The 19,841-nt window shown below is 66.2% G+C and carries 19 protein-coding genes; 7 read left to right on the forward strand and 12 right to left on the reverse strand.

Translation table 11 applies throughout. The annotated features are described in order from the left end of the window. Positions 1–2: 2 nt before the first annotated feature. From ABD260_RS00485 to ABD260_RS00495, 3 genes are all read left to right on the forward strand, one after another. Complete coding sequence (locus tag ABD260_RS00485; RefSeq protein WP_344231262.1) at positions 3–659, forward strand: response regulator; 657 nt, start codon at positions 3–5, stop codon at positions 657–659. Positions 660–708: 49 nt separating this feature from the next. After that, entirely contained in the window at positions 709–1,260 is a 552-nt protein-coding gene (locus tag ABD260_RS00490) for a hypothetical protein (RefSeq protein WP_344231263.1), read from the forward strand. A gap of 96 nt (positions 1,261–1,356) precedes the next feature. Then, on the forward strand, positions 1,357–1,815 hold the full coding sequence (locus ABD260_RS00495) for a hypothetical protein (RefSeq protein ID WP_344231264.1): 459 nt from the start codon (positions 1,357–1,359) through the stop codon (positions 1,813–1,815). A gap of 61 nt (positions 1,816–1,876) precedes the next feature. Here ABD260_RS00495 and ABD260_RS00500 read toward each other — a convergent pair whose 3' ends face one another. From ABD260_RS00500 to ABD260_RS00525, 6 genes are all read right to left on the reverse strand, one after another. Further along, positions 1,877–2,386: a hypothetical protein gene (locus ABD260_RS00500; protein ID WP_344231265.1), complete on the reverse strand. Its 510-nt coding sequence runs from the start codon at positions 2,384–2,386 to the stop codon at positions 1,877–1,879. A gap of 110 nt (positions 2,387–2,496) precedes the next feature. Next, a complete protein-coding gene (locus ABD260_RS00505) occupies positions 2,497–2,907 on the reverse strand; it encodes a hypothetical protein (RefSeq protein WP_344231266.1) in 411 nt (136 codons plus the stop codon). 17 nt (positions 2,908–2,924) lie between these two features. Further along, positions 2,925–3,776 (reverse strand): galactose-binding domain-containing protein, encoded by an 852-nt coding sequence (locus ABD260_RS00510; RefSeq protein WP_344231267.1) that lies wholly within the window; start codon positions 3,774–3,776, stop codon positions 2,925–2,927. Next, the gene (locus ABD260_RS00515) at positions 3,773–5,344 is read right to left on the reverse strand and encodes an alkaline phosphatase D family protein (RefSeq protein WP_344231268.1); all 1,572 of its coding nucleotides are present in this window, start codon (positions 5,342–5,344) and stop codon (positions 3,773–3,775) included. Before ABD260_RS00515 ends, ABD260_RS00510 begins: the two co-directional genes overlap by 4 nt. Before the next feature lie 91 nt (positions 5,345–5,435). Further along, the gene (locus ABD260_RS00520) at positions 5,436–5,579 is read right to left on the reverse strand and encodes a hypothetical protein (protein WP_344231269.1); all 144 of its coding nucleotides are present in this window, start codon (positions 5,577–5,579) and stop codon (positions 5,436–5,438) included. 89 nt (positions 5,580–5,668) lie between these two features. Further along, positions 5,669–7,822 (reverse strand): (Fe-S)-binding protein, encoded by a 2,154-nt coding sequence (locus ABD260_RS00525; RefSeq protein WP_344231270.1) that lies wholly within the window; start codon positions 7,820–7,822, stop codon positions 5,669–5,671. A 188-nt stretch (positions 7,823–8,010) separates the two neighbouring features. On the opposite strand from ABD260_RS00525, the gene ABD260_RS00530 reads away from it, so the two are divergent. Beyond that, the gene (locus ABD260_RS00530; protein ID WP_344231271.1) at positions 8,011–8,538 is read left to right on the forward strand and encodes a hypothetical protein; all 528 of its coding nucleotides are present in this window, start codon (positions 8,011–8,013) and stop codon (positions 8,536–8,538) included. 52 nt (positions 8,539–8,590) lie between these two features. On the opposite strand, the gene ABD260_RS00535 is transcribed toward ABD260_RS00530, so the two are convergent. Then, positions 8,591–10,048, reverse strand: a complete 1,458-nt coding sequence (locus ABD260_RS00535) for a GAF domain-containing protein (protein ID WP_344231272.1) — start codon at positions 10,046–10,048, stop codon at positions 8,591–8,593. 120 nt (positions 10,049–10,168) lie between these two features. On the opposite strand from ABD260_RS00535, the gene adh reads away from it, so the two are divergent. Continuing rightward, positions 10,169–11,692, forward strand: a complete 1,524-nt coding sequence (gene adh, locus ABD260_RS00540; protein ID WP_344231273.1) for an aldehyde dehydrogenase — start codon at positions 10,169–10,171, stop codon at positions 11,690–11,692. A 4-nt stretch (positions 11,693–11,696) separates the two neighbouring features. Further along, on the forward strand, positions 11,697–12,074 hold the full coding sequence (locus ABD260_RS00545; protein WP_344231274.1) for a DUF779 domain-containing protein: 378 nt from the start codon (positions 11,697–11,699) through the stop codon (positions 12,072–12,074). A 46-nt stretch (positions 12,075–12,120) separates the two neighbouring features. Here the strand turns inward: ABD260_RS00545 and ABD260_RS00550 are convergent, their stop codons facing one another. From ABD260_RS00550 to ABD260_RS00570, 5 genes are all read right to left on the reverse strand, one after another. Further along, complete coding sequence (locus ABD260_RS00550) at positions 12,121–14,589, reverse strand: GH116 family glycosyl-hydrolase (protein ID WP_344231275.1); 2,469 nt, start codon at positions 14,587–14,589, stop codon at positions 12,121–12,123. Then, the gene (locus tag ABD260_RS00555) at positions 14,573–15,202 is read right to left on the reverse strand and encodes a hypothetical protein (RefSeq protein WP_344231276.1); all 630 of its coding nucleotides are present in this window, start codon (positions 15,200–15,202) and stop codon (positions 14,573–14,575) included. Before ABD260_RS00555 ends, ABD260_RS00550 begins: the two co-directional genes overlap by 17 nt. After that, a complete protein-coding gene (locus ABD260_RS00560; RefSeq protein WP_344231277.1) occupies positions 15,199–16,023 on the reverse strand; it encodes a carbohydrate ABC transporter permease in 825 nt (274 codons plus the stop codon). The genes ABD260_RS00555 and ABD260_RS00560 overlap by 4 nt, the downstream gene beginning before the upstream one ends. Then, a complete protein-coding gene (locus tag ABD260_RS00565; RefSeq protein ID WP_344231278.1) occupies positions 16,008–16,850 on the reverse strand; it encodes a carbohydrate ABC transporter permease in 843 nt (280 codons plus the stop codon). Before ABD260_RS00565 ends, ABD260_RS00560 begins: the two co-directional genes overlap by 16 nt. Before the next feature lie 68 nt (positions 16,851–16,918). Continuing rightward, complete coding sequence (locus ABD260_RS00570) at positions 16,919–18,229, reverse strand: extracellular solute-binding protein (RefSeq protein ID WP_344231279.1); 1,311 nt, start codon at positions 18,227–18,229, stop codon at positions 16,919–16,921. 333 nt (positions 18,230–18,562) lie between these two features. On the opposite strand from ABD260_RS00570, the gene ABD260_RS00575 reads away from it, so the two are divergent. After that, positions 18,563–19,759: a S53 family peptidase gene (locus ABD260_RS00575; RefSeq protein ID WP_344231280.1), complete on the forward strand. Its 1,197-nt coding sequence runs from the start codon at positions 18,563–18,565 to the stop codon at positions 19,757–19,759. Positions 19,760–19,841: the final 82 nt, after the last annotated feature.

Below are 19,841 nucleotides of genomic sequence, written 5' to 3' on the forward strand. Positions count from 1 at the left end.
GCGTGAGTATCCGTGTCGTCGTAGCCGATGACCAGGACCTGGTACGGACCGGGCTCGTCATGATCCTCCGCGCCCAACCCGGCCTCGAGGTCGTGGGGGAGGCGGCCGACGGGATCGACGCGCTCGACCTGGCGACCCGGCTGCGTCCCGATGTTCTGCTCGTCGACATCCGGATGCCCGGGCTCGACGGTATCGAAGTGACCCGGCGCCTGGCCGGGGAGGGCGTTGCCGACCCGATGGCGGTCGTCGTGATCACCACCTTCGACCTCGATGAGTACGTCCTCGGTGCCCTCCGCGCCGGCGCCCGCGGCTTCCTGCTCAAGGACGCCGGGCCGGCGCTGCTCGTACAGGCCATCCATGCGGCGGCCAATGGGGACGCGCTGATCGCCCCCAACGTGACCCGCCGGCTGCTGGCGACCTTCGCAGACCAGGCGCCGGTGGTACCGGTCCAGCCCGTCGACCCGCTCACCGACCGCGAGGAGGAGGTGCTCGCACTGGTGGCCCGGGGCCGTACCAACGCCGAGATCGCCACCGAGCTCTTCGTCGGCCTGAGCACGGTCAAGACCCATGTCGCCTCGTTGATGGCCAAACTCGGCGTCCGCAACCGCGTCGAGATCGCGATGTGGGCCTACGACACCAGACGCGTGAAAGCCGATTAGCGGTACGGATCGCAGGCCCGTGATCACTTCAGGCGCATAGGATCGCTGGATGGCGGCTGAGTCGGAGGACACCGGGCGCGGGCCAGGCGGCATCAATGTGCGGGCGCGGGCCGCTTTCGATCGTCAAGGTGAGGTCGCGTACGTTGCGAAGCTCACCGTCGACGACTCGCGGGTGGCGCGCCGCTGGGTCATTACCGGGGACGGTCACGCCGTCCACTACCGCGATGACGATCCGGCGGGCAAAGCGCTGACCGAGCAGCTTCGCCCTGGGCCTGGGCGCAACCTGACGGGAGTCTTTGCCTCAGGGTTGCGCCACATCTCGCCGGATGGCGCGAAGCGGCTGTGTGAGGAAGCGAAGTCAACCACCAGAGCTCAGGCTGACCGGGATGCGATTGACCGATGGTACGCCAAGATCACCCCGGCGCTGGAAGCGAACTGGTCGATGGAGTTGCTTGTCGCGGACGCGTTGAAGGCGCAACGGTCCGGTTCGGAAAGCGGGCGTTCGACTGGTGACGGGCGACCGGCGAGTTCCAGGCCGCAGACGCCTCGAATCCCAGGGCGTACGGACCGCCGCGGGCCGGGCGGTCGCGGTGGTTCCTGACGGCGAATCTCAGCAAGCCTGTCGAATGGTTGGTCAAGCACTCGATGGAGAGTCTGGGGTGTTCGGGTTCGCCGCGACGCCTTAAGGTTTGGCGGCATGAGCAATCAGCCGCCGCAGTTCCAGCCGCCCCAGCCGCAGCCGCAGCCGCAGCAGTTTCAGCCGCCGCAGTATCAGCCGCAGGGTCCGATGGGGATGCTGCTGCTGACCGTCCAGGGCAGTGCGATGACGTCGAACATGATTCCACCGACGGTGCACCTGAACGGCTATCCGGTGCCGGTCAAGTACGGCCGGAACGACATTCCGGTACCTGCCGGACCGCTGCACATCGACGTCCACTCGCAGTGGATCCTCACGTACGGCAGGGCGGCGCTCGACTGTACGGTGCAGCCGAACCAGGCCGTGCCGGTGTTCTACGCGTCGCCGTTCCACCAGTTCACGTCCGGCAGCATCGGCCACAGCAAGGTGAAGCGAAAGGGCCTCGGCACCCTCCTCGCCATCGTCGGGGCGATCGCCGCCGTGGTCATCCTGATGAGCGTGCTCGCCTCACTCGGCTGACGGCTGACGGCTGACGGCTGACGGCTGACGGCTGACGGCTGACGGCTGGCCGAGGGCCGGGTCAGCCGCGGGCGGCGCCGGTGGGCGTGGCGGTCGGCTGAGGGGTGGGGCACTTGGTGGGGGAGGTTCGGCCCAGTTGCCAGACGAGGTCTACCTGGGGGTCCGAGGTTCGGCGGAGGGTGAGGAACAGGCCGGGCTTGGTGGTGCAGAGTTTGAGGCCGGGGGCGTACGACGTTGAGCAGGCGAGATCTTGGGGTGCGCCGCCGTCGGCTGAGATTTTCAGTGCGGCCGGGGCGGAGCAGACCGCGCGGACCTCGTACGAGCCTGGTGCAAGCGTCACGTCCTGGTTGGAGGCGGCGCGGTCGTAGTTGAGGTCCTCCCGCCAGATCACCTGTGGATCGTGCGGGAGATCCTTGAGCTCAACCGGCCCGGCGCCGGCCGTCGTCGGGCTCGGGCCGGCCGTCGGTGCGGTGCTCGGCGGGTCGGCGGCCCCGCCAGCTGAGCAGCTGGCCGACAGGTAGCAGGTGACGGCCAGCAGTGCTGCGCCGGCGGGGCGGGGCCAGGTCTTCATCAGTGCGGAACGTAACACGGTGCAGCAGGTTCACTGACACAGTGTTTGCAGGTTCCCGCAAAGGTCAATTCGTTCAACGGGGCACCGGTCAGCGTGCGTACGCCGCTGATTCAGATGATCGGACCGGTGTTGATGGGGGTGCTGTCCTGGGCGCCGATGAAGGGGTTGTTCACGGCCCAGAGCCAGCCTTTGCGGTAGTTGGGGACGTCGAAGTCGCACATCACCCAGCCGCCGGCCGCGCCGCGGGTGTTGAAGCATTCGCGGTACCACTTGGGGTCGCCTTGGGCGTTCTTGATGGTGCCGGCGGCGGATTGGCCGTTGGCCTTGGTGTCCTTGACCCAGACCTTGTCGGTGCCGGTCTGGTAGCAGGCCTTCGCGCCGGTGACCGAGACACAGGTGACGCCGGAGGGCGGTGCGCCACTCGGCTTTCCGGTCGTGGCCGAGGCATTGGTGGTCACCCCGACGGTGATGCCCGCTGCCACCAGTGGGACCGCGACCAGTGCGCGCCAAACCCTCTTCATATCTTCTCCTCAGATCGTCAGCTTCCGTAGGCCTCCAGCTCGACGATCCGGGAGTACGTGTGGTCGTTCCCGTCGAGGCAGAGGACCCGTACAGCCTCTGCTGAAACCGGGGCGAACGTCGACGTGACGTGCCCCACGGTGTTGCCGCGGACCTGGGCGACCGTCTGCCAGGTGCCGGACTGTTTGACCTGCACGTCCCAGTCGCGGAGCCCGTTCACTCGCGCGGGGTACTTGGCGGAATCCAGCGTGTACAGCTCGACCCGGCCGATGGTGGCCGGTGTTGCGAGCGCGACGTCGTACGTGTCGGGGAACGCCGCGCGCGTGCCGTCGTTCCAGCCGGTGAGGGTGTCCCAGTGCTCGGAGTCCTTGTCGCCGTCGACCGCGCCGCACAGGGTGAAGTTGCCGTGTGTCGAGGACGCGGTCGCCTGTTCGCCGAGGATCAGGTTGTCGCCGGGGCCCTTGGAGGGCAGCGGCTGCACGGTCACCGGGACGGTCAGCCGGCTGCGGTCGACCTCGACCCCGATCTTGTACGTGCCGGGCTTGGCGTCGCGTGGCACCCTAACCTCGACCGGCGCCGACACCGGCTGATCCGGATCAACCGCCGGCAGCCAGGACGAGAACAACGTCCGCGACAAGATCAAGGGTCCATTCGGCGACAAGGTCAGATCGGCGTACCGGTCCTTGGTTCCGGTGTTCGTCATTGTCAGGTTCAACGTGCTCGGAAAGCACGGCAGACCAACGACGCTCAGCTGTGCCGGCGCGACGCTGACCGCTACATCGGAAGTTGCCTTGGGCATCGACCCGGAGCCGAGCAGGGCGGCGGCCACCAACGTTCCGGCCGCGACGACGGTTTGGCGGGGGAACTTCATTGCTGGACCTCCGAGATGCCGGGGCGGCCGTCCTCGACCAGGAGCTTGGCGCGGGTACGGACGGTGCCGCCCTGGACGGACACCTTGTCGACCACGCGATAGTCGGAGATCCACTGCTGCGGCGTGATCGTGCAGGTCACGTACCCGCGCTGGAAGTTGCCGAACTTCATGTGCGGGTTCTCCCGCAGCAGCGTCGCACCGCCCGCATCGAGGTCCTGGCCGTCGATCCCGGACGTGATCGACGTACCCACGAACTCGGCGCCGACGGTCGCGGACGAAGGATCGGTGAAGTCGAGCTTCAGATCCGAGGCGACACTGCGGTGCAGATCGCCCGCGATCGACACCAGGTTGCGTACCTTCCGCTGGGCCGCGCTACCGAGAACACGATCGCGCGACGCCTCGTACCCGTCCCAGGTGTCCATCGGGACAAGCACTTCCGGACCGTCCTTCGTGTCCAGCCGAGCGATCGCGGTCTGATGCGCCATCACGTTCCACCGAGTCTGGGACGCCGCCCAGCCGTCCAGCAGCCACTTCTCCTGCGCGGCACCGGTGATAGTACGAGCAGGGTCCTTCGTTTCCGGACCAGGTGCCTTGGTGCCATCGCCGTACGCCTGATCCGAGCGGTACTGCCGCGTGTCAAGGACACTGAACTCGGCCAGCCGCCCGTACCGAATCCGCCGGTACAGCTGCATGTCCGGCCCCTTCGGCAACTGCGCGAGCCGCAGCGGCATGTGCTCCCAGTACGCGCGGAACGCGTTCGCGCGCCGGACCAGGAACTGCGCCGGCGGTGCACTCGGATGCGCTTCGTCGGCCCAGTTGTCGACCACCTCGTGATCGTCGAGCGTGACGACCCACGGCGCGCGGGCGTGCGCGTTCTGCAGATCCGGGTCCAGCTTGTACGCCGCGTACCGCTGCCTGTACTCGTCCAGCGTGACGGTCTGCTGGGTGATGTACGGCTCGTTCGAATGCGGCCGGATGCCGCGGTCGATGCCGAACTCGTAGATGTAGTCGCCGAGGAAGAACACCACGTCGTGGTCCCGCTTCGCCATGTCCGCGTACGCGGTGTACCAGCCCTCCCACCACGCCTGACAGGACGCGAACGCCAGCGAGAGCTCGGACAGCTGCGCGTCGTACGCGGGCGCGGTCTTGGTCCGGCCGACCGGGCTGAGCTGCCCGTTCACCCGGAAGCGGTACCAGTAGTGCCGCCACGGCCGCAGCCCGCGGACGTCGACATGCACCGAATGGCTCGACTCCGGTTGAGCCTTCGCCGTTCCATGCCGTACGACCCGGCGAAACTGCTCGTCCTCGGCCACCTGCCACTGGACTTCGACCGGCCGGCGATCCATGCCGCCGAACGGCGCGAGCGGATCAGGCGCCAACCGGGTCCAGATCACCACCGCGTCCGGCAGCGGATCGCCGGAGGCGACGCCGAGTGTGAACGGGTCGCGCCGGTCCGGCCGCCCGGTCCAGCCGGCCGCCGCGGCCCGGATCTCCGGCAGATTGCCGGCCAGCGCGAGCGCCGCCGCGGCTCCGCCGACGGTGAGGAAGTTGCGTCGTGTACTCCGCATTGGCCCACCCGATCAGTTCGAGGTGATCACATCCGTAACGGGAGATTACGAGAAGTTCACACACCGGGGTGGGAAAATGGCCGGATTCGGTCTACTTCGTGGCTTTGGCGACGGTCGGCGTCGGCAGGTCCGCCGGGACGGACGGCCGGTAGCCGGTGGGTTCGGGATCGCAGGCGGCGAGGCCGAGGGCCAGCGGTACGGCGACCACGAGGGCCAGCAAGGCGCGACGTTTCATGGTGGATTTCCTCCCCGGGGCGGTGCAGAGCCGTCGGAGTTTATGGTCTGGACCGCCCAGGGAGGAAGGGTTTTGCAGTTAGTTGCAGCTCAGCTTTCCGCGCGCTTTACAGAGGTCAGGAGGAGCTGAGCCACATCCTGCACCTCGACCGATTCGCGGGCCGAACCGTCGGCCTGCTTGGCGGTGAGGCCGTCGGACAGCATCACCCGGCAGAACGGGCAGCCGGTGGCGATCTTGTCGGCGCCCGTCTCGACCGCCTCGGTGGTCCGGTTCAGGTTGATCCGGGTGCCGAGTTTCTCCTCCATCCACATCCGCGCGCCGCCCGCGCCACAGCAGAACGACTTCGTCTGATTGCGCGGCATTTCGGCGTACTCGGCGCCCGGGATGATGTCGAGCAGTTCGCGCGGGGCGTCGTACACCTGGTTGTGGCGACCGAGGTAGCACGGGTCGTGGTACGTGATCTTCTGCCCGTTGAGCGAGCTGTCAGCCGGCGCGACCGGGGTCAGCTTTCCGTCGCGGACCAGCCGGTTCAGCAGTTGGGTGTGGTGGATGACGTCGAGCTCGACGCCCAGCTGGGAGTACTCGTTCTTCAGCGTGTTGAAGCAGTGCGCGCAGGTCGAAACCACCTTGCGGACTCCTGTTTCCTTGAACACCTCGGCGTTCTGCATCGCCAGTTGCTGGAAGACGAACTCGTTGCCGGACCGCCGCGCCGGGTCGCCCGTACACGTCTCGCCGTCACCCAGGACCGCGAAGCTGACGCCCGCGATGTTCAGCAGCTCCGCGACCGCCTGCGTGGTCTTCTTGGCGCGATCCTCGAACGCGCCGGCACATCCGACCCAGAACAGGTAGTCGACCTCGTCGAGCGATTCCACATCCGTGCCGACCTGCTTGACCTCGAACGGCAGGTCCTTGGCCCAGTCCATCCGGCCGGACGGGTTCATGTTCCACGGATTGCCCTTGTTTTCCAGGCCCTTGAACAGTCCGTTGAGTTCGGACGGGAACGACGACTCGATCAGTACCTGGTACCGGCGCATGTCCATGATCGCGTCGACGTGCTCGATGTCGACCGGGCACTGCTGTACGCAGGCGCCGCATGACGTACATGCCCAGAGCGCGTCCTCGTCGATGACCGCAACGTCGGCCGGGCCGACCAGCGGCTTCTCCTGCTCGTCGAGTACGAGCTGCGAGAGCGACTTGCGTTCGTCGTCATCGGCAGCCAGGAGGTACGGCGCCTTCGCGTACGCGTGTTCGCGCAGGCCCATCATGATCAGCTTCGGCGACAGCGGCTTGTCGGTGTTCCAGGCCGGGCACTGCGACTGGCAGCGGCCGCACTCGGTGCAGGTGGTGAAGTCGAGCAGGCCCTTCCAGGTGAAGTCCTCGACCTTGCCGACCCCGAGCGCCGCGTCCTCGTCGAGTTCGTCGATGTTCTCGAAGTCGATCGGGGCGCCGTTGACCATGATCGGCTGCAGCGCGCCCAGGGCCGTACCGCCGTCGGCCTCACGCTTGAACCAGATGTTCGGCCAGGCGGTGAAGCGGTGCCAGGCGACACCCATGGTCGCGTTCAGCGAGATCGTGATCATCCAGGCGAACGAGATCAGGATCTTGATCATCGCGACCAGGTAGACCGCGTTCTCCAGACCGTGCTCGCTCAGCCCGCCGAACAGTCCGCTGCCGAGGAAGAACGTCATCGGGAAGTGGAACTTGTCCTGCCCGCCCAGTTGGTACTCGAGGCCGCGGAGCAGCAGGATGCAGATCAGTACGCCGAGGATCGTGTACTCGACGTAGTACGCCTGCCAGGACGTCGACCCGTAGAACCGGGATGAACGCGGCTTGTCGCCCTTCGGCAGGTGCATCAGCCGGTAGATGATCAGGCCGGCGATCGAGATCAGACCGGTCCAGGTGAGGGCTTCGCTGACCCACTCGAACACGAACCAGTGCCCGATGATCGGCAGCGCCCAATGCGGGTCGAACAGCTGGCCGAACGCCGTCACCAGGGTGAGGAACAGCCCGATGAACCCGAAGGCGACGAACCAGTGCATCACCCCGATGTGACTCCACTGCAGCATCCGGGTGTGGCCGAGGGACTCCTTGACCAGGGTGACGGTCCGCTTGCCCGGCTCGTCGGTCCGGGCAGCCGGCTGCCCGAGCTTGATCACGGACACGATGTGCCCGATCGTCTTGCCGAACAACGCGACGGCGACCAGGGTCACCGCGAGCGAGACGACGATGGCGAGGATCTGCATACCAGCGATGTTATTGGTTGGTTACTCGTCAGTCATGTCGGTGTCGGCCTCGTCACGCCGAAGTTTTCCCCGACATGAAACCGACACACTCCGAGACAGAAGGTCCATTGCGGCCACCCTAGTCCACTTCGTAGGTTTCTTACCAATCCACCACAGTCTAGGTGAATCTGTTTCGATTGGAGAATGCCATGCGTCTTCGTCGGGGAATCGCCGCTGGAGTACTGCTGACAACCGGTGTGGTCGTGCCGGCCGGAGTGAGTGCGGCGCCGGCCGCCGCCGCGAAGTGCGACACGAAAGCGATCTACTGGTACGCCAAGGGTGGGCATGAGGTGTACGTCGGGACGAACCTCTACAGCGACTGGATGGAAGGGCCGGGGCGGATCACCTATCAGAAGAGTGCGACCTCGGAGTCGAACTCGTCGTGGTCCGGGGATCTCGGCGTGAGCATCCAGCTGGTGATCGCGGAGATCCAGAACAAGTACGGGAAGACCGTCGGCAAGTCGCATTCGGTCACCGACAGCTGGTCGTACACGGCCGAGGTGCCGGCCGGGAAGGTGCGCCGCCTGCATCAGCTCAAGCAGTCGTGGCGGGTGCAGGTGGTGCGCTGGCAGTACACGACCACCGACTGCAAGAACACCAAGGAACTGAGCAAAAAGACCGCCACCTTCCCCACCAAGAACCGCGACTACATGTGGATCCTGGTCGGCCGGGAGTAACCCGCTCGTGAGTCCGGGCCTGGCTCTCAGCGCGGTTGTCACGGGGGTGAGCTTAGGAGTGGTCGTCCAGGCGGTGGAGGCGGGCGGTGACGGCGGGTCGGCGGTGGTCGGTGGTGGGGAGGCCGGCGTCGAGGAGCTCGAAGATCTCCAGGTCCTCGGCGCCGGTCGGGGTTTGGGCGAAACGCCAGAGCAGATCGGGGTCCTCGGCGTCGAGGACCGCGCGCCGGACGGTCGCTTCGAGCTCGTCGCGTTCGGCCCGCAGGGCGGGTGCGTCCGAGCGTGCGAGCAGCGGCCCGGTGTACAGCTCGAGCGCCGCCTGCAGTTCGCCTTCGCGGATGGCTGTTTGTACGTCGGTGACATCGCCCGTGACATCGGCGATGATCCGGTACGGCTTCGTGTCGAGCACCCCACCGCCAAGCAGATTGCGCAGCCGGTGCATCTCGGCCCGTACGGTCGTCGGATTGCCCTCGTCGCCGTAGAGCTGCAGCATCAACTGCTCCGCGGTCAGCCCAGTGGGATGCAGCAGCAGCAGTGCAAGCACTTCAGCCCGTCGCAAGGTCAGCGCGATCTCGCGACCACCGACCACCGCGATCGGCTGACCGGACCCGAGCAGCTTCAGCCGCAACGTGGGACGCAGCCGGCGTACCGGCGCGCCGGGCATCCGCAGCAGGAACCCTTCGTCCAACCGTTCGACCAGACCTTCACGCCCGTCACCCAGGTCGATCCGCTCCGCGCCGTCCGGTACGACGAGCCGATCGGGCAGCCATTCGAGCGGCTGCACCGCGAGCACGCGGCCGGTGGGGGTCAGCAACGCGCCAGGTGCATTGCCGAGCGCCATCAAATGCCGCATGTTGCGAGCGCGCAGCATCTCGTCGGCCGCCGCCATCCGGACCCGCAGCTGTCCTTCGGCGAGCTGAGCCGCGGCCGTCACGAGCGCGACCATCGCGGGATGGACGGTCCGCAACGGCCCCGAGACGTCGACGGCACCGAGGAGTTTCCCGGTGTCCGGATCGTGTACGGGCGCGGCTGCACAGGTCCATTCATGGATTCGGCGGACAAGATGCTCGGCGGAATGGATCTGTACCGGCTGGCCGACCGCGAGCGCCGTACCCATCCCGTTGGTGCCGATCTGGTCCTCTGCCCAGACCGCGCCCTCGGACAGAGCGATCCGATCGGCCTGCCGCTTCACCTCGGCGGAACCTTCGCGCCACAGGATCGTCCCCTGCGCGTCGGTGATGATCATGATGTGTGAGGCCTCGTCGGCGATCGTCGTCAACGTCTGCCGCAGCACCGGCAGGACGGCCTGGAGCGGGTGATTCGCGCGGAGCGCGGCGAGCACCTCGGGATCGAGTACGACCGCCGCCGCATCCGCTTCGGGGTCGACGGCGGCGGCGAGGGAGCGCTCCCAAGACGCGGCGACGAGCGGGCGCGGTACGCCCGGTACGCGGCCGCCGCCGAGCACCTCTTCGTACAGCTCGCTCAGCCGGCGAGCGTGGTCCGCTGTGTCCATCCAGCCTCACTCCGCAGTGCACGGGCCCTGCCTGCGTACCCGCATGCAACGTCCGTGCAACGTCCCCGCGCCTAGGTTCGGTCCATCGTCGCTGTGCCGACATGGTGTCAAGGAGGACCTATGACGATCTTCGCAGCTCCGGGGCAGGATGGCAGCCCGGTCACGTACAAATCGCGCTACGAGCACTACATCGGCGGCGAATGGGTGCCGCCGGTCAAGGGCGGGTACTTCGAGAACCCGACTCCGGTCACCGGTCAGACCTTCACCGAGATCGCGCGCGGTACGGCCGAGGACGTCGAGGCCGCGCTGGACGCCGCACACGGCGCCGCGCCGGCCTGGGGGCGTACGTCGCCGGCTGAGCGCGCGAACATCCTGACCAAGATCGCCGACCGGATCGAGGCGAACCTCGAGCTGCTCGCGGTCGCCGAGAGCTGGGACAACGGCAAGGCCGTCCGGGAGACGCTGGCCGCCGACCTGCCGCTGGCGGTCGACCACTTCCGTTACTTCGCCGGTGCGCTGCGGGCCCAGGAGGGCTCGGTGTCGGTGATCGACGACGACACGATCGCGTACCACTTCCACGAGCCGCTCGGCGTGGTCGCGCAGATCATCCCGTGGAACTTCCCGATCCTGATGGCGACCTGGAAGCTGGCGCCCGCGCTCGCGGCCGGCAACGCGGTGGTGCTGAAGCCGGCCGAGCAGACGCCGGCCTCCATCCACGTGCTCCTGGAGCTGATCCACGACCTGCTGCCGCCGGGGGTGCTGAACATCGTCAACGGGTTCGGCGTCGAGGCCGGCAAACCGCTTGCCTCCAGCAACAGAGTTGCCAAGGTCGCGTTCACTGGTGAGACCACGACCGGGCGGCTGATCATGCAGTACGCGTCCGAGAACATCATCCCGGTCACGCTGGAGCTCGGTGGCAAGAGCCCGAACGTGTTCTTCGCCGACGTGGCGTCGTCGCGGGACGACTTCTACGACAAGGCGCTCGAGGGGTTCGCGATGTTCGCGCTGAACCAGGGCGAGGTGTGTACGTGCCCGTCGCGCGCGCTGATCCAGTCGTCGATCTACGACCAGTTCCTCGGTGACGCGACCGAGCGGACCCGGGCGATCAAGCTCGGCAACCCGCTGGACACCGACACGATGATGGGCGCCCAGGCCAGCAACGACCAGTACGAGAAGATCCTCGCCTACATCGGGATCGGCAAGGAAGAGGGCGCCCGGGTGGTCACCGGTGGCGCCCGCGCCGAGCTCGACGGCGACCTGGCCGGCGGGTACTACATCCAGCCGACCATCTTCGAGGGCGACAACAAGATGCGGATCTTCCAGGAGGAGATCTTCGGGCCGGTCGTCTCGGTGACCAAGTTCGACGACTACGCGGATGCGATGAAGATCGCCAACGACACCCTGTACGGGCTGGGCGCGGGCGTCTGGTCGCGGGACATCAACACCGCGTACCGCGCCGGGCGGGAGATCCAGGCCGGGCGGGTGTGGACGAACAACTATCACGCGTACCCGGCGCATGCGGCGTTCGGCGGGTACAAGAACTCCGGTATCGGCCGGGAGAACCACAAGATGATGCTCGACCACTACCAGCAGACCAAGAACCTGCTGGTCAGCTACAGCCCGTCGAAGCTCGGGTTCTTCTGATCGCATGGTCGAGAAGGTGTTGCTCACCGACGAGGCGGCGGAGTGGTTGCGCCGCCTGACCGGGATGCACGGTCCGCTGATGTTTCACCAGTCCGGTGGCTGCTGCGACGGCAGCTCGCCGATGTGCTACCCGGACGGTGAATTCAAAACGGGGTCGGCGGACGTGCATCTCGGTGATCTGGCGGTCGACGGCGTCGAGAAGCCGATCGGTTTCTGGATGTCCGCGAACCAGTACGAGTACTGGAAGCACACCCAACTCACTGTCGACGTGGTGAAAGGCCGCGGCAGCGGATTCTCGGTGGAGGCCCCCGAAGGCGTCCGCTTCCTGATCCGCTCCCGCCTCTTCACCGACACCGAGTCCGCGGAACTCGGACTCCTCTGATCGAGTGCCGACCGTCCGGTGGCGTTGCCGGACGGCCGGCACTCACCTATCTCTCCAGTACGAGCGGCGTACCAGGCACGATCGCCGTGTCGACTGTGTACGTGGTGCCGTCGAGGTGGACTGTGTGTACGTTCAGGTGGCCGGACTTGCAGTCGAGGGTCAGCGTGTTTTTGGTGTGGGTGGCGGTGGCCCAGCCGGTGTTGGTGGTGAAGGGGAAGTGCCAGGTGTCGTCGGTGCGGGCGATGGCCAGTGGGGCGAAGGTGATGGTTTGGGTGAGGGCGTTGTGCTGGTAGCCGGTCAGGGCTTCCAGTACTGACCAGCCGGCGGCGTTGCGGATGTAGTGGTCGCCGCACTCGATGGGGTTGAACGGGTTGCGCCGGGTGCCGTCGTACCTGGACCAGAGTCCTTGCAGGATGGCCATGCCCTCGTCGGTGAGGCCCTCGTACAGGCAGTGGGCGGCGACCTGGTACTCGGAACCGGTCCACACCTCGTCGCAGTACCGGGTGGGGATGTCCGGTCGGCCACCGTGCGGCCACGTACACATCAGCAAACCGGTGTCGTCCTCGTCCGCGAACACACGGTACGGGTGGTCGAAGTCGTGGAAGCCGGTGCGGAGGTTGTGGCGTACGACGTTCCGCAGCGCGGTCCGTACATGATCAGCCGGAAGGATGTAGCCCAGGTCCAATTGGTGCGCCCACCACTGACCGATGAGCTGATCCGCCAGGCAGCCGTCGCCCCACTGGAAGTCACGCGTCTCGTCAGGGTCGAGGATCTGCCGGTAGTACTCGCCGGTGAACAGCAACTCGTCGTACGCCTTGCTGCCGGCCTCGAACAGCCTCCTGTACTCCTTGCCGTCCTCCCCAAGCAGCGACGCCATCTCCTCCGCCGCACGAAGCGCGGCGAGCCAGAGCGTGCCCATGAACGAGTTCACACCACACAAGTCGATGTCATGCGTACTCGGCTGGATGCCCCGCAGCACACCGTCCCGTACCCACTTGCCATGGATGTGGTCGAGCAGCCGAACCACACTGGGCCATCGGCGCTCCAGCCATTCCAGCCCGGCGCCTTGACGTACTTCGCGGTACGTCTTGAGCACCGTCCCGAGCATGCCGTCCAGTGCAGGCTCTTCCGGCCCGCCAATCACCACATCCCAGAGCTGCTTCATGTACAGCGGTGCGCGAACCCGGTGCGGGATGTACCCCTCCGGTGCCTGCATCACGTCGTACTCGGTGTCCCGCATGTTCTGCTCCAACGATGGGAACAACCGGGACAGCGTCTGCTCGTAGTTCCACACGTGCGTGCAGTTCAACGGACAAGAGCCGCCGTACCGTCCGCCCCACATCACCGTGGACGCGCCGAGAACCCCCTCGAAGCCAAGCACGTCACCATCAGCGGTCTGGAAAACAGTGGGGCTGCGTACGTCAGCGGCGAGCGCAGCGAGTCGCGCACCGGCTTCCCCAGGCAGACTGCTCGACTCGAACGCCTCCGCCCACTCGCGCGTCAGCTCAGCCAACTCCGACCAGCGCGGGATGAAAGCATCGGCCACAGCCACGGCATCGGGCGTACGACGGGTGTACGCATTGCCCAACCAGAACCGGCTGTGACCGTACTCAGGATGCGGACCGAACTGATTGAAGTCGACATATCGGTTTGGGAAGTGCCACGCGATCAGGAACCGAACCTGCTTGGTCTCACCAGGCTCCAGGTGGAACGGAACCGCCAAACCACCGTTCCACGTGCTGCCGGCCGCACTCGCACCAGCAGCTGGGGTCACCGGACCGTTGAGAAAGGCAACGAATTCCTCCGGCCGGCAAAACTGTGGATAAACCAGCGCATCAGCACGATCGGTCGCCAGCACGAGTTGTCCACAACCAGGATGATCCTGGGGAAGAGTGGTGTTCTCCAGCACCAGCGAAGTCCAGTCACCCCGGCGCACCCGGTTCGTGTTCCCGCCGTACGAGCTGCAGGAGACGCCGTCGATAGGCGTGACACCGTCCCAACCCACCGAGTTCTGCAGGGCGCCAGCGAGCTTGCCGTGCACTGAGATCTCACCCGGGTTGTGCAACGTGAAGGTGAACGCCACAACCGGCAGTGAGCTGACAGACGGGTCAGCCGGCACCAACGGGTTGAACACATCCAAGCTGATCTCAACCGGCAGATCAGTCGAGTAATCCACATGTGCCTGGGGATAGGTCGCTGTAACTGTGGATAAACCGACGGGTTGGATGGTTTCCTGCAACCGAGCCTCACCCGCGGGTACCAGGTCGTCCGTGACGAGCGGAGTGTTGCTGGGCTGCTGCGAAGGACCTTGCAGCAACCGGATCTCGTCCAGTGGCGGCTCTATCCGGGACAGCCGGATCGCAAAGAAGCTGTCGGGTACGTGGCCCTCGTGGTTGCCGATGTTGTGCAGTTGCCATTGGCGAAGTGCACCGTTGCCCGCCAGCGCGACTGTGCCCGTACCAAGACCTCCCAAGGGCAGTGCGAAGTGTCGAAGGTTGTCACCGGTGTAGTGCATCTTTCTCCATCCATGTACCGGCAGAGGCGAACAACGCCACCGGACCGGGTGCGAGCAGCAGCAGCGAAGCGGTTACCGAAGTGCTGAGTAGAAGTGCGACAACGACGAGTGCCAGTACGCCTAGCGGAACCAGTGGCGCACGGGCGACCAGGTGCAGTGCGGTGAACCAGAGTCGTTTGCCACGTAGCCCCGAGGTGACGCGGAGGCTGAAGGCGTAACAAGAGGCAAGTAGTAGGAGAACGCTGACACAACCGCTGATGGCGAAGGGGAGTGCGAACAGCGGAGACAACGCATGCCAGTTGACCAAGGCAACGGCTACCACTACGCCAGGAACTATACCCACCTCCAGCCCGGCAGCCGCTGTTTTCCACAGGTTCTTCAACAGTTGTGGAACACCGCCGCGATCTTTCAGTACGACCGCGTCCGTGGTTGCGATGACAGCGGCCCAGACCGGTGAGACAACAAGTGCTGTAAGCAGCACACTGAGCGGAGAGAGCCCAGGGCTCAGTAGGACCACAAGAGCCGATGCTGTACAGACCAATACGCCAGCAGAGGCAACCAGCGGAAGCTCATGCCACAGCGCCTTGAATGCCGCGGGCAGATGGTTGGTCATGCGCGCAGCCCAGTAGTCGCGATCGAAGCGATGAACGAGCGCTGGAAGATCAGGAACAGGACGAGGATCGGCAGCACGACCAAAGTGATTGCCGCGAACAACACCACCGCAGGGCCGCCGCCCACCGCACCCTGCAGCGACACCAGACCCACCGGCAGCGTCATCTTCTCCGGCGACGACAGGAAGATGTACGGCCAGAAGAAGTTGTTCCACGACGCCTCGAACACGAAGATCCCGAGCGCCGTCAGCCCGGGCCGGGCCAGCGGCAGGATCACCCGGAACAAGATCCAGAAGTGCCCCGCGCCGTCCATGATCGCCGCCTCGTCCAGCTCGCGCGGAATCGACGAGATGTACTGCCGGAGAAAGAAGATCCCGAACACGTTCACCAACGCCGGCAACCAGATCGCCACCGTCGTGTCCACCAGATGCAGCCAGCGCATCATGATGAAGATCGGCACCACAGTCAGCTGCACCGGCACGACCAGCGCCGCTAGCAGTACGGAGAAGATCTGGTCGCGGCCCGGAAAGCGCAGCCGGTTGAACGCGTACGCGGCCAATGCACTGGTCAGCAGGGCGCCTGCCGTCGTGATGACCGCGATCTGCACGCTGTTCCAGGCCATCTGCGCGAACGGGATCAGGTCCGGTACCTGCTGGAAGTTCTGCAGCGTCGGCGGCCGCGGAATCCACTGCGGCGGCAACTGAAACGCGTTGATCGGCTCCGACAACGCGGTCACGATCAGCCAGACCAGCGGCGCGATCATCACCAGACCGGCGAGCACCAGGACGAGGTCGAGCAGCCGGCCCTTCACTGGTGCACCCACCGTCGGCTCAGCCGGAACTGCAGACCGGTCACGACCATGATCACCACGAAGAGCACCAGCGACAGCGCGGCCGCGTACCCGACCTCGAACGACTGGAAGCCCTTTTCGTACGTGTACTGGACGATGCTCCGGGTCGCACCGTCCGGTCCACCCTGCGTCATGATCACCATCGGATCGAAGATCTGGAACGCGCCGATGAACGTGATCACGGTGGCGAAGAAGATCGTCGGCGACATCACCGGCAGCGTCACGCTCCAGAACCGCCACCACGCGTTCGCACCGTCCACCCGGGCCGCCTCGTGCAACTGCGCCGGGACCGTCTGCAGACCGGCCAGCAGGATGATGAACGTGTACCCGATGGTGTGCCACCAGTCGACCACGATCAGCGTCGGCAGCGCCCAGGTCGGCGACGCCAGCCAGTTCGTCGACGACTGGAGGTAGTACGCCGCGATGCCGAAGGTCGGGTCGAGCACGTACTTCCAGAGCAGCGCGACCGCCGCCCAGGAGACCAGGAACGGAAAGAAGAACGCGGTCCGGACGAAGTACTTGGTGCCGCGGGTCATCGTCCGGTGGACGCCGAGCGCGAGCAGCATGCCGATCCCGACATGCGTGACGACCGACGCGAGCGCGAAGACGAAGGTGTTGAAGACCGCCCGGATGGTCGCCGAGTCCTGGACCAGTTGCTTGAAGTTGTCCAGCCCGGCGAACTCCGGCGTACTGAGCAGGTCCCAGTGGAACAGGCTGAGGCCGAAGGCAGCGAGCAGTGGCAGCGCGACGAAGATCAGGAAGAGCAGGACGGCCGGGCTGATGAACAAGTAGCCTGGCAACCAATCCCGGCGCTGCTGGTGCGGCTGAGGCTTAGGCTGAGGCTGAGGCTGGGGATGCAGGCGGCGGCTCAGACCAATCCCTCCAGTGCGGTCTGCGCCTTGCCGAGCGCGTCGGCGGGCGTGGCGTTACCGGTCAGGACCTGCTTCCAGCCGTCCTCGATCGCCTTCTGCACCGCGGCGCCTTTGTCCGGCGACGGGATCGGCGTCGCGTAGCTGAGTGCCTGGTACAGGTACTGCGTTCCGGTCGGCGCGTCCTCGAGGAACGACTGGCTGTTCGCGATCGACTTCCGGGCCGGCACGATCGTGCCGCCGAGCTGGGCGAATGTCGACGAGCCTTCCTTGGAGATCAGGAACTTGATGAACGTCCAGGCGTCGTCCTTCTTCTTCGACGCCTTCAGGATCGGGTACCCGTTCCAGCCGACCGGCGAGCCCTGCTCGACCTTGGTCGGCCACGGCACGATGCCCATCTTCGTGGTCGCCTTCAGGTTCCGGATGCTGATGATCGGCCAGCGCCCGCCGCCGAACATCGCCAGCTTGCCCTGCGCCGCGGCGGTGAACGCGTCGAACGTGCCGCCGGGCGGCGGCGACAGCTTGTCGGCCACCAGCTTCCGGTTGAACTCCGCCGCCTCGATCGCCTTCGGGTCGTCGAAGGTCGGTTTCGACCAGTCCTCGCTGAAGCTGCTGGTCCCGTTGGTGAGCAGCCAGGGCATGATCGCGCCGAAGTACGCCGAGTCGGCCGCGTACCCGAACGCGCCGGTCTTCGCCTTGATCTGCTCGCAGGCGTGCCGGAAGTCGTCCCAGGTCCACTTCGGCGTCGGCTCCGGTACGCCGGCCTTCTTGAACAGGTCCTTCGAGTACCACATGCACATCGTGTTGAACTCGCCCGGCAGGTAGTACGTCTTGCCGTCGGTGGAGGCGTACTTCTTGTCCCACTCGATCAGGTTCGGGTCCATGTCGGCGTAGTACTCGTCGATCGTCGACTGGTCCTTCTTGATGTAGTCGTCGAGCGGCGCGAGCAGGCCCTTGGAGGCGAACAGCCGCTGGCCTTCGGTGGCGATCTGGATCACGTCCGGGACCTGGCCGCCGGCGATCCGGGTGGACAGCTTGTTGAAGAAGTCACCCCAGTTGGACAGCGGGATGCCCTCGGCTTTGAGCTTGATCTCCGGATGCTGCTCGGTGAACTTCGCGAACAGCTTGTTCCAGGTGGCCTGCTGCTCGGCCGTGCCCATGTAGACGAACGACAGTTCCTTGGTACCGGAACCGCCGCTGCCGTTGCCGCCACCACAGGCTGCCAGCGAGGCGGCGAGCGCCGTCCCACCGGTGGTCTGCAGGAAGCGGCGTCTGGTGATGGGCCGCCGGCTGAGCAGGGGCTGATTCATGACCGTCCTCCAGCACAGGGAAATCGATTTCTCACAAGTCCGGTCAGCATAGGCCCGGCCGCCGAAACGGTGTCAAGGGCCGGAACCGGGAAAACTCAGGGGGAATCCTTCGCCGCGCCCGGAGCCGCCGCGGCTGCCGGGATCACGCGGGAAACCGGGTCCGGCTGGGCCGGATGTCACGGGTGCACCCATGACAGATGTCAGCGGTCCGATCGCTGGCCCCGGATCATTGCCCGGGCGGACGATGCGAAGTATCCCAACCATTGCCGGTCTCCGCCCCCCGGCAGTACGGGAAGCTCGGGCGGAGGTCCGGCCACAACTCGAGGAGTCCAGTTGAGGCAACGGATTCTCGTGTCCGCCCTGGGTGTCGGTGCTCTCGCCGTCGCCGGACTGACCGTCCAGGGAGCCGTCGCGGCCCCCGCCCCGTACACCGCCGGAAAGCATGCCGCCAAGGTCTGCTCCGTCGTCAGGTCCGCACACACCGCGGTCTGCAACGCGATCAAGCTGGTCGACGCGAACGGCGTCGCTCCGGCTTCCGCCGCGCCGCCGTCGACCGGTCTCACCCCGACCGGTCTGCGCGACGCCTACAAACTCAACGGCCTCAGCGCCGGCGGCCGGACGGTCGCCATCGTGGACGCGTACGGCTACCCGAATCTGGAACGGGACCTCGGCGTCTATCGCTCCCAGTTCGGCCTGTCCGCGTGTACGACGGCCAACGGCTGTCTGCGCGTGATCGACCAGAACGGCGGCACCGCGTTGCCGAAGTTCAACGCCGGCTGGGCCGGCGAGCAGGCGCTCGACGTGGATGCGGTCTCGGCGGCCGCGCCGGACGCGAAGATCATCATGGTCCAGGCCAAGTCGGCGAGCTTCGCGGACCTCGGTGCCGCGGTCGTGACAGCGTCCAAGCAGGCCGGGGTCGTTGCCATCTCCAACAGTTACGGCGGCAGTGACGCGGCCGACTCGACGTACGGCAGCTACTACAACCACCCGGGGATCGCCGTCACCGCATCGACCGGCGACAACGGCTACCAGGGCGGCAGCTACCCGGCGTCGTCGTCGTACACGACCGCTGTCGGTGGCACCTCATTGGTTGCCGCGAGCAACGCTCGGGGCTGGAGCGAGAGTGTCTGGAGCGGCGCGGGATCGGGATGCTCGACGTACAACACCGCGCTGAGCGCGGCCGCGTCGTTCGACACCGGCTGCTCGAAGCGGGCGATGGCCGATGTCTCTGCCGCGGCCGATCCGGCCAAGGGCGGGATGGCGATCTACTACCCGACGAGCAAGACTGCGTCGACCTGGGCGCAGTTCGGCGGTACGAGTGAGGCCGCGCCGATCATCGCCGCGGTGTACGCGCTGTCCGGCAACACCGCCGGGTACGCGAACGCGTTGCCGTACGCCCATCCGGGTTCGCTGTTCGATGTGACGAGTGGCAGCAACGGCTCCTGCCCGACGACGCAGTGGTGCAACGCCCGGGCCGGCTGGGACGGTCCGACCGGTCTCGGTACGCCGAACGGTGCCGGCGCTTTCTGATCGATTTTCGACACTAGTAGTGATCGGGCAGTGGCTGACTGCAACTTCCCGGTCACTACTAGTACTGTTCCGGGCACGAAGG

This window comes from Kribbella hippodromi (assembly GCF_039531045.1).
GTDB lineage: Bacteria > Actinomycetota > Actinomycetes > Propionibacteriales > Kribbellaceae > Kribbella > Kribbella hippodromi.

Excerpts from the sequence above, each read along its gene's own strand:
- ABD260_RS00555 (WP_344231276.1), bottom strand. The coding sequence starts at position 15,202 with ATGACCAACCATCTGCCCGCGGCATTCAAGGCGCTGTGGCATGAGCTT.
- ABD260_RS00570 (WP_344231279.1), bottom strand. The coding sequence starts at position 18,229 with ATGAATCAGCCCCTGCTCAGCCGGCGGCCCATCACCAGACGCCGCTTC.
- adh (WP_344231273.1), top strand. The coding sequence starts at position 10,169 with ATGACGATCTTCGCAGCTCCGGGGCAGGATGGCAGCCCGGTCACGTAC.
- ABD260_RS00495 (WP_344231264.1), top strand. The coding sequence starts at position 1,357 with ATGAGCAATCAGCCGCCGCAGTTCCAGCCGCCCCAGCCGCAGCCGCAG.
- ABD260_RS00515 (WP_344231268.1), bottom strand. The coding sequence starts at position 5,344 with ATGCGGAGTACACGACGCAACTTCCTCACCGTCGGCGGAGCCGCGGCG.
- ABD260_RS00505 (WP_344231266.1), bottom strand. The coding sequence starts at position 2,907 with ATGAAGAGGGTTTGGCGCGCACTGGTCGCGGTCCCACTGGTGGCAGCG.
- ABD260_RS00530 (WP_344231271.1), top strand. The coding sequence starts at position 8,011 with ATGCGTCTTCGTCGGGGAATCGCCGCTGGAGTACTGCTGACAACCGGT.
- ABD260_RS00545 (WP_344231274.1), top strand. The coding sequence starts at position 11,697 with ATGGTCGAGAAGGTGTTGCTCACCGACGAGGCGGCGGAGTGGTTGCGC.
- ABD260_RS00500 (WP_344231265.1), bottom strand. The coding sequence starts at position 2,386 with ATGAAGACCTGGCCCCGCCCCGCCGGCGCAGCACTGCTGGCCGTCACC.
- ABD260_RS00535 (WP_344231272.1), bottom strand. The coding sequence starts at position 10,048 with ATGGACACAGCGGACCACGCTCGCCGGCTGAGCGAGCTGTACGAAGAG.
- ABD260_RS00550 (WP_344231275.1), bottom strand. The coding sequence starts at position 14,589 with ATGCACTACACCGGTGACAACCTTCGACACTTCGCACTGCCCTTGGGA.
- ABD260_RS00525 (WP_344231270.1), bottom strand. The coding sequence starts at position 7,822 with ATGCAGATCCTCGCCATCGTCGTCTCGCTCGCGGTGACCCTGGTCGCC.
- ABD260_RS00510 (WP_344231267.1), bottom strand. The coding sequence starts at position 3,776 with ATGAAGTTCCCCCGCCAAACCGTCGTCGCGGCCGGAACGTTGGTGGCC.
- ABD260_RS00520 (WP_344231269.1), bottom strand. The coding sequence starts at position 5,579 with ATGAAACGTCGCGCCTTGCTGGCCCTCGTGGTCGCCGTACCGCTGGCC.
- ABD260_RS00490 (WP_344231263.1), top strand. The coding sequence starts at position 709 with ATGGCGGCTGAGTCGGAGGACACCGGGCGCGGGCCAGGCGGCATCAAT.